General features: G+C 67.6%; 8 protein-coding genes. 4 read left to right on the forward strand and 4 right to left on the reverse strand.

Annotation, left to right across the window (positions count from 1 at the left end):
* The first annotated feature begins 468 nt into the window (after positions 1–468).
* Complete coding sequence (crcB, locus tag HWX55_RS35700) at positions 469–855, forward strand: fluoride efflux transporter CrcB (protein ID WP_050011623.1); 387 nt, start codon at positions 469–471, stop codon at positions 853–855.
* A 23-nt stretch (positions 856–878) separates the two neighbouring features.
* Entirely contained in the window at positions 879–1,229 is a 351-nt protein-coding gene (locus HWX55_RS35705; RefSeq protein ID WP_175979073.1) for a DUF190 domain-containing protein, read from the forward strand.
* A gap of 13 nt (positions 1,230–1,242) precedes the next feature.
* Here HWX55_RS35705 and HWX55_RS35710 read toward each other — a convergent pair whose 3' ends face one another.
* Positions 1,243–1,806, reverse strand: coding sequence for a YggT family protein (locus HWX55_RS35710; protein ID WP_006488584.1), 564 nt, complete (start codon positions 1,804–1,806; stop codon positions 1,243–1,245).
* A gap of 75 nt (positions 1,807–1,881) precedes the next feature.
* Positions 1,882–2,823 carry a DUF2520 domain-containing protein gene (locus HWX55_RS35715; protein ID WP_175979074.1) on the reverse strand — a complete coding sequence of 314 codons (942 nt, stop codon included), beginning with the start codon at positions 2,821–2,823 and terminating at the stop codon, positions 1,882–1,884.
* A gap of 514 nt (positions 2,824–3,337) precedes the next feature.
* On the opposite strand from HWX55_RS35715, the gene HWX55_RS35720 reads away from it, so the two are divergent.
* Complete coding sequence (locus HWX55_RS35720; protein WP_175979075.1) at positions 3,338–3,646, forward strand: hypothetical protein; 309 nt, start codon at positions 3,338–3,340, stop codon at positions 3,644–3,646.
* 121 nt (positions 3,647–3,767) lie between these two features.
* Here HWX55_RS35720 and HWX55_RS35725 read toward each other — a convergent pair whose 3' ends face one another.
* Positions 3,768–4,436 carry a LysE family transporter gene (locus tag HWX55_RS35725; protein WP_175979076.1) on the reverse strand — a complete coding sequence of 223 codons (669 nt, stop codon included), beginning with the start codon at positions 4,434–4,436 and terminating at the stop codon, positions 3,768–3,770.
* Positions 4,437–4,494: 58 nt separating this feature from the next.
* Complete coding sequence (locus HWX55_RS35730) at positions 4,495–6,051, reverse strand: UbiD family decarboxylase (protein WP_175979077.1); 1,557 nt, start codon at positions 6,049–6,051, stop codon at positions 4,495–4,497.
* A 597-nt stretch (positions 6,052–6,648) separates the two neighbouring features.
* Here HWX55_RS35730 and HWX55_RS35735 point away from each other — a divergent pair.
* Positions 6,649–7,785, forward strand: coding sequence for a lytic transglycosylase domain-containing protein (locus tag HWX55_RS35735; protein WP_175979078.1), 1,137 nt, complete (start codon positions 6,649–6,651; stop codon positions 7,783–7,785).
* Positions 7,786–7,939 lie beyond the last annotated feature (154 nt).

A 7,939-nucleotide genomic window follows, 5' to 3' on the forward strand; every position in this document is an offset into this window, starting at 1 on the left:
GGTTCGTCTCAATGCGCCACGCCAAGCGGCTGATTGAGGAATGGCGTATCGAGTACAACACCGAGCGGCCTCATAGTTCGCTCGGCTATCTGACGCCTGTGCAGTTCGCCCGGGCGCACGACGCGAAGCAGCAGTTTTTAACCTCGGACTCTAACTGCAGTCCGGACTAAAACCGGGGGCAGGTCACAAGCGTTGTGCAGGGTTAACCTGTGCGCGTGATCGAACTGCTTTATCGGTTTTTAAACAGCTGATAAATAATCGGCAGATTAAAAATCGGTTTGTAATGTCGGATGTAATTGTCCGGTAAATATCCACGACGGCGCGCGCAGGGGAAATCGTGAAACGCGTCATGCGAACGCGACACGCTCCGCCGTCTGCTTGCACGGCCCGTCGGCATTGCCGGCGCGGCGCGATTCCGCATACAGTTCAGCGTAGCCGCGTGCGCGGCGTCGTCCGTGCGAGGTGCCCTTGTTCTATTCGATCGTCGCGATCTTCGTCGGCGCCGGCCTCGGCGCGTTGCTGCGCTGGTTCCTGAGCCTCGCGCTCAACGCGGTCTTTCCCGCGGTGCCGCTCGGCACGCTCGTGTCGAACCTGCTCGGCGGCTACGTGATCGGCATGGCCGCCGTCGTATTCACCGTTCGCGTCGGGTTGCCGCCCGAATGGCGGCTATTCGTGATCACGGGCTTTCTCGGCGGCCTCACGACGTTCTCGACCTATTCGGTCGAAGTGATGACGCACGCGCTCGACGGCGAATTCGGATGGGCGTTGGCGGTGGCTGTCCTACACTTGACTGGATCGTTCGCGCTGACGGCGCTCGGCATGTGGACCGCGCGCGCGTGGCTCGCGGCGGCCTGAGCGGGCTGCCATCGGAGGGAGCGATGGACAGGATCTTTTTGCGCTTCTACGTGCACGAGCAGCACCGGCTGCACTGGAAGCCGCTGTGGGAATGGCTGCTGGAAGAGGCGAACCGGATGGGCGTCGCGGGCGGTTCCGCGTTTCGCGCGATGGCCGGTTTCGGCCAGCATCACGTGCTGCACGAGGATCGCTTCTTCGAACTGCAGGGTTCGCTCGCGATCGAGGTCGAATTCATCGTCACCGAGGACGAGGCGCAGCGGCTGCTCGAGCGGCTGTCGCACGAGAAAGTGCGCGTGTGCTACGCGATGATGCCCGCGCAGTTCGGCGTGATCGACACGCTCGGCGCACCGCCGGCGCAGGGGCCGGCGGCGTAGGTGTCGTGCCGGATCAGATGCCGAACATCGTCAGCGACACGGCGGCGCGCGTGACGATCATCAGCAGCACCTGCACGATCACGAACAGCAGGATCGGCGACAGGTCGATGCCGCCGAGGTTCGGAATCACGCGGCGCAGCGGGTTCAGGAAGGGCGCGGTGAGCTGGTAGAGGATCGGCATTGCCGGCGAGCGCGGGTTGAGCCACGACAGCAGCGCCATCAGGATCGTCATCCAGATCACGAGGTTGAGCGCCCACTTCACGACGGTGAGCAGCGCGACCACAACGAGCGTCGCGATCACGGCGGCCGGATCGAAGCCGGCCATCACGACCATCAGCACGACATAGACGAGCGCGGTGAGCAGTGCGGCGACGACGCTGGCCCAGTCGATGCCGCGTACGCCCGCGATCACGCGGCGCAGCGGCAGCACGAGCCAGTTGGTCGCCTGCAGCACGGCTTGCGTGACGGGGTTGTACGGCGGCACGCGGACGGCCTGCATCCAGACGCGCAGAATCAGCGCGGCGCCGAATAGCGTGAAGACGGTATTGAGCAGAAAACGGGCGATCTCGCCGAACATCGTTGGCATCCTTTTTATACAGTCAGTAGCGTGCGGCCGCCAACGCCGGTTGGCGGCGCATCGGCCGACACCTTATCACGCCTCGTCGCGCGACGGGGAGGGGGGCGCGGCGGGGTGCGCGGCCCCGCGCGCCAGCGAGGTTTCGACGGCTTCGGCTAGCGCCGGCAGCGACGCCGGCGGCGTCGTGCGCTTCGCCGCGAGCGCGACCGCGCGGCGCGTCAGCAGCGCGTACAGCGCCGCGTGATCGCCGCCGCGCGCTTCGAGCAGCGCGAGCTGGCGCTCGACGATGGCCGTGTCGCCGCGCGATACCGGCCCGGCCAGCGCATTCGCGAGCCCCTTGTCGCGCGCGGTCTCGATCGTACCGGCGAGCATCGGCAACAGCGCGCGCAGCGCGGCGTCCTCGTCGAAACCGAGGCCGCGCCACAGCTCGACCGCTTCCGACAGCCCACACAGCGCGAAGCTCGCCGCGTAGTGGGCGGCCGCGTGATACAGCATCCTGCCGCCGGCCGGAATCGACAGCGGATGGCAGCCGAGTGCGGCGGCAAGTCGCAGCAGCGTCGCGTGCAGCGCACCGTCCGCTTCGATCGTGACCGAGCAGCCGTCGATGCGTGCGAGGTCGGCGTCGGTACCGCCGAACAGATAGAGCGGATGGAAGCCGCCGGTGGCCGCGCCTTGCTGCTTCGCCGGATCGAGCAGCGCGACCGGCGATGCGCCGCTGCAATGGACGACCGCCTGGCCGGCCGCGCGCGATGGGTCGAAGCGCAGCGCCGCGGCACTCGACGCGAGATGATCGTCGGGCGTCGTCACGAAGATCAGGTCGGCGGCGTCGACCACCTGCTGCGGGGTATCGACCGCGCGGCAGCCGTCGATGCGCGCGGCGAGGCCGGCGGCCGATGCGGGCGTGCGGTTCGCGATCGCGACGACGGGGAAGCCGGCCTGCGCGAAACGCTGCGCGACACAGCGCGCGAGGCGGCCGGCGCCGATGAAGCCGAGGCGGGGTGTGTCGGGAAGCGGCATGGCGGCGGATGTCAGCAAAAACGAAGCAGCCGCCAGTATCGCAGGAATGACGACCGTTTCGCGGAAGGCCGGTGGCGGGACGGCCGCGCGTATGAATTACCGGTACGCAGTGAGGTCGATGCGCGGCCGGCGTCCGGCATCGCGGCCGAATCAGGATCGCGGAATCCGACCCCTAAACACCGCGCCGCTGCATGCGGCCTGGAATGTCGGCATGTTGTCTCGAATTTGTAATCGTTCATTACGCACGCGTGCCCGCTGCGCCCGCCGGATCCGGTAAGACTGACCGGTCGGCGTGCCGCGACCCGACCCCTCGGACGGAATCGCGCGACCCGCAAGGAACGCGGCCCATGTCGGGCACCGCGCCGGACGGCCGCTGCGGCCGCGTGCAATTGCAATTTGCAACAAATGGACGATACGCGCGGGGCGGGTTTTCGCTACATTGCTTGCATGCGACGTGCATGCCCGCCGTTGCCGACAGGAGCGCCTAAAATACCGCTCCAGCAGGAGAATCGAAGTGAAAAAGCTCATTCCGTTCATCGCCGCTGCCGCGCTGGGCCTGGGTGCCGCGAGCGCCGCGCAGGCTCACGTGTCGATCGGGGTCGGCATCGGCATCCCGGTCGCACCCGCTTACCCCGTCTACGCACCGCCGCCGCCCGTGTACTACGCGCCGCCGCCTACGCCCGTCTACTACGCGCCGGCGCCGGCCTACTACGCGCCGCCGCCCGCGGTGGTCGTCGGCGGCTACGGTGGTGGCTACTACGGTCGCCCGTACTGGCGCCATGGTTACGGCGGCTGGGGCCATCACGGCTACTGGCGTCGCTGATTCGTCCCGCGCGGCCTGACCGCGCGCGGCAAAACGGCGCAACGTCCCGCGAGGGGCGCTGCGCCGTTTTTCATTGGGGCTCGCATGTGGCGCGGTGGCCGGCGCGGCAGCGCGACCGCGATTACGCCGCGTGTACGATCAGGTCGTGGTAGCCGCCGACGATCACGCTGTACGAGAAATACGCGAACAGCAGCGCCGACGCGACGTGGCAGGCTCGCATCAACCCGGCGCCCGCGCGCTTGCGGCCCTGGCTCGCGAGCGTGCACATGAAGAGCGTCCACGCGAGGCCGCCGAGGAAAAAGCCCGACAAGAACACCGACGCGGTGGCCGGGGTGGTCGCACCGGCTTTCGCGATCAGCGCGCCGCCGACCGCCGCGAACCACAGGATCGCGCTCGGCGACGACATCGCGAGCAGCATTCCGCGCAGAAAGCTGCGCCGCGCGCTCGCGCGCGGCTGCGGTGCGTCGTCCGCGTCGTCGTCGGCCGACGTCGCGGGCGTCAACGCTTCGCGCGCCATCTTCCACGTGAGGAACAGCAGCACCGCGCCGCCGCCGATCCACACGATCCAGCGCACCGGTTCGAACTGCAGCAGCACGGCCATCCCCGCGAGCGCGAGCGCCGCGTAGACGAGATCGCCGACGCACGACCCGACGCCGAGCCAGAAGCCCGGCCGGAAGCCGTGCGACAGCGTGAGCGACAGCATCGCGACGTTCACGAGGCCGATGTCGAGACACAACGACAGCGACAGAAGGAATCCGTCGGACAGCATGGAGGCGGGCGGAAAGCTCATTTTCTAGGTGCGTGCGGCAAGTGCGATGCGCGGGCCGGCGCGCGCCGGCCGCGTGGCGTCAGAGGCCGATCTCCTGCCATAGCCGGTCGACGCGCGCCTTCACGGCCGCGTCCATCTCGATCGGGCGACCCCATTCGCGGCTCGTTTCGCCCGGCCACTTGTTGGTCGCGTCGAGCCCCATCTTCGAGCCGAGTCCGGCCACCGGCGACGCGAAGTCGAGATAGTCGATCGGCGTGCTGTCGACCATCACCGTGTCGCGCACGGGGTCGACGCGCGTCGTGATCGCCCAGATCACTTCCTTCCAGTCGCGGATGTTCACGTCCTCGTCGACGACCACGATGAACTTCGTATACATGAACTGCCGCAGGAAGCTCCACACGCCGAACATCACGCGCTTCGCATGGCCCGCGTAGCTCTTCTTCATCTGGACGATGGCCATCCGGTAGCTGCAGCCTTCGGGCGGCAGGTAGAAGTCGGTGACTTCCGTGAACTGCTTCTGCAGCAGCGGCACGAACACCTCGTTCAGCGCGACGCCGAGCACCGCGGGCTCGTCGGGCGGCTTGCCCGTGTAGGTCGAATGGTAGATCGCGTCGCGGCGCATCGTGATGCGCTCGACGGTGAACACCGGAAACCACTCCTGCTCGTTGTAATAGCCGGTATGGTCGCCGTACGGCCCTTCGAGCGCGTGCTCGTATGCGGCCGCCGCATGGCCGGCCGGGCGCGGCGGCGCGCCGGCCGGAGCGGGGCCGGGTGCGCCTTCCTGCGGATGAATGAAGCCTTCGAGCACGATCTCCGCGCGCGCGGGCACCTGCAGCGTGTCGACGCCGGGCGTCAGGCACTTCGCGAGTTCCGTGCGGCTGCCGCGCAGCAGGCCGGCGAACTGATACTCGGACAGCGAATCGGGCACCGGCGTCACCGCGCCGAGCGTCGTGGCCGGATCGGCGCCGAGTACGACCGCGACCGGATACGGCTTGCCCGGGTTCTGTAACGCGAATTCGCGGAAGTCGAGCGCGCCGCCGCGATGCGCGAGCCAGCGCATGATCAGCTTGTTTCGGCCGATCAACTGCTGACGGTAGATGCCGAGGTTCTGGCGCGACTTGTTCGGCCCGCGCGTGACCGTCAGGCCCCACGTGACGAGCGGCCCCGCATCGCCGGGCCAGCAGGTCTGGATCGGCAGCTTGTTCAGATCGACGTCGGCGCCTTCCCAGACGATCTCCTGGCACGGCGGCGACGACACCGACTTCGGCGCCATGTCCCACACCGCCTTCGCGAGCGACAGCAGCTTGCCGGCGTCCTTCAGGCTCTTCGGCGGATCGGGTTCCTTCAGCGCGGACAGCAGGCGTCCGAGATCGCGCAGCGAGCCGAGCGCGGCATCGTCGCCCGCATCGACGCCCATCCCGAGCGCGACGCGGCGCGGCGTGCCGAACAGGTTGCCGAGCACCGGGAACGCATGGCCGGGCGGCGCGTTGAACAGCAGCGCGGGACCGCCGGCGCGCAGCACGCGGTCGCACAGCTCGGTCATTTCGAGCACGGGCGACACGGGCTGCGTGACGCGCCGCAGCTCGCCGAGCGCCTCGAGGCGCTGAATGAAATCGCGTAAGTCTTTGTATTTCATGAAGAAGGTCCGGGCCACCCGCAGGGACGGGCAGCGATGGGCGGGGCAGCGGCTGGCTACGACCCCGAATCGACCGACGATTTTACCCCGGGCAGCCGCGCGACCGCCCCGGCGGAGAAAAAGTCGACCGCGCGCAAACCCCCTACGGCACGGGGATTGCGTTCTGAAGAGGAGTTTTAAATTACTTTTTGTTATAGATTTGAGTTTTTATAGTGTTGACGATCTATAAAACCCTGCTAGAATCCGCTCACATTGGCTGCAGGGTAAAAGGCTTCGAGCCGCCAATCACCGATCTTTGACGCAGCGCGTCACCGTCCGCCGAATCCTGCACGGCGTCTTCGACGGCTTATGTCGTAGTCCCAGCCAGCGCCACCAGACGCTGGTTTTTTGCGTGGGTGCCACCGCGTATGCCCGCCTCGCCCAGTGTGCGAAGGCGCCGGCCTTCTTACACCGTGGCCTCGAACGGTACTTATACCGTTTCCCCGATGCTTGCGCGTCCCAACCAAGGCGTGCGGCGTCGTGATTCCGCGGCGCGTTTTCTGTCTCGCCATCGAGCTGAGCGAGCCGCACGAGTCATGTTCATGGGAGATGATCTGAATGAACGCTTGGTTATCGTGGCGTCCCACTGAGCAGCATGCGCAAATCGTGCGCAACTTGCTGCGTCGCGGGACGCGTGTCAGTCACCATCTATTCAGCGTTGTCGGCTGTTTCGCTGTCGCGGTTGCGCTTGCACTGTGGCTGCTGCCAACCGTCCGCGGCACGCTCGCCGCGAAGCTGATGCCGGTCGTATCCGCGGCCGTGCAGGCCGGTCCGGCCCGTCTGCTGTCCGGTCATCCGCTGCCGAACTTCGCGCCCGCTGGCGCGCAGCCGCAGCAGGAAGACACGCCCGAGGCGGATGCGCTTGCGGTCGGCCTCGATGTCGCGCCGGAAACCGCCGCTCAGGGCGCTCAAGGCGCCCAGAGCGATGCGTCCGACCCGGCCCGCAACGGCCCGTCGCCGGTCGCACTGGCCAAGCTGATTCCGATCCAGCGCGTGGCGGCCGATGCCCGCGACGATCGCGCGCTCGCGTCGAACCGCGAACAGGCGCTCGTCGCCACCTATCTGTCGCGCCGTTACCGCGTCGCGCAGGAGCCGCTCGGCCAGCTCGTCAAGGCCGCGTTCCAGACCGGACGTGACGTCGGCCTCGATCCGCTGCTGCTGCTGTCCGTGATGGCGATCGAATCGGGCTTCAACCCGTACGCCGAAAGCGGCGTCGGCGCGAAGGGGCTGATGCAGGTCATGTCGAAGGTCCACTCCGACAAGTTCGAGTATTTCGGCGGCACCGACACCGCGCTGCAACCGCTCGCGAACCTGCAGGTCGGCGCCCTGGTGCTGAAGGACTGCATCGCGCGCGGCGGCTCGCTGGCGAGCGGCCTGCGCCTGTATAACGGCTCGACGAACCCCGACGACAACGGCTACGGCTCGAAGGTGATGGCCGAGCGCGGCCGCCTGCGCGACGTCGCGCGTGGCCGCAGCGTGCCGATCAACGCGCCGCAGGCGCCCGCGCAGCCCGCGAAGCCGATCGTCACCGCCGCTGCCGTGACGGCTGCGGCAGGCGGCGCGAAGCGCGTGCATGCGACGCTCGACGGCACGACGTCGGTCAAGGCGGCGCCGAAGGAAGCCGCGTCGCAGGACGACGCGAGCGTCGATACCGCGAAGCAGTCGCACGGCGATCGTTCGGAGCTCGGCGCGTAACGCGTCACGCGCTCCGTGCGGCTCCGGCCGGCAGGACATGAAAAAGGCACCCGATTCTGAACTGACCCCACGAAGTTGGACGGTTGAAGACTAGGTGCCCAAGGGCTGAGTCCTGTATTGCACGGGACTCAGCCCTTTCAACTTGAGCTTAATG

The organism is Burkholderia sp. BCC1047 (assembly GCF_902833155.1).
In the GTDB taxonomy this organism is placed as follows: domain Bacteria; phylum Pseudomonadota; class Gammaproteobacteria; order Burkholderiales; family Burkholderiaceae; genus Burkholderia; species Burkholderia sola.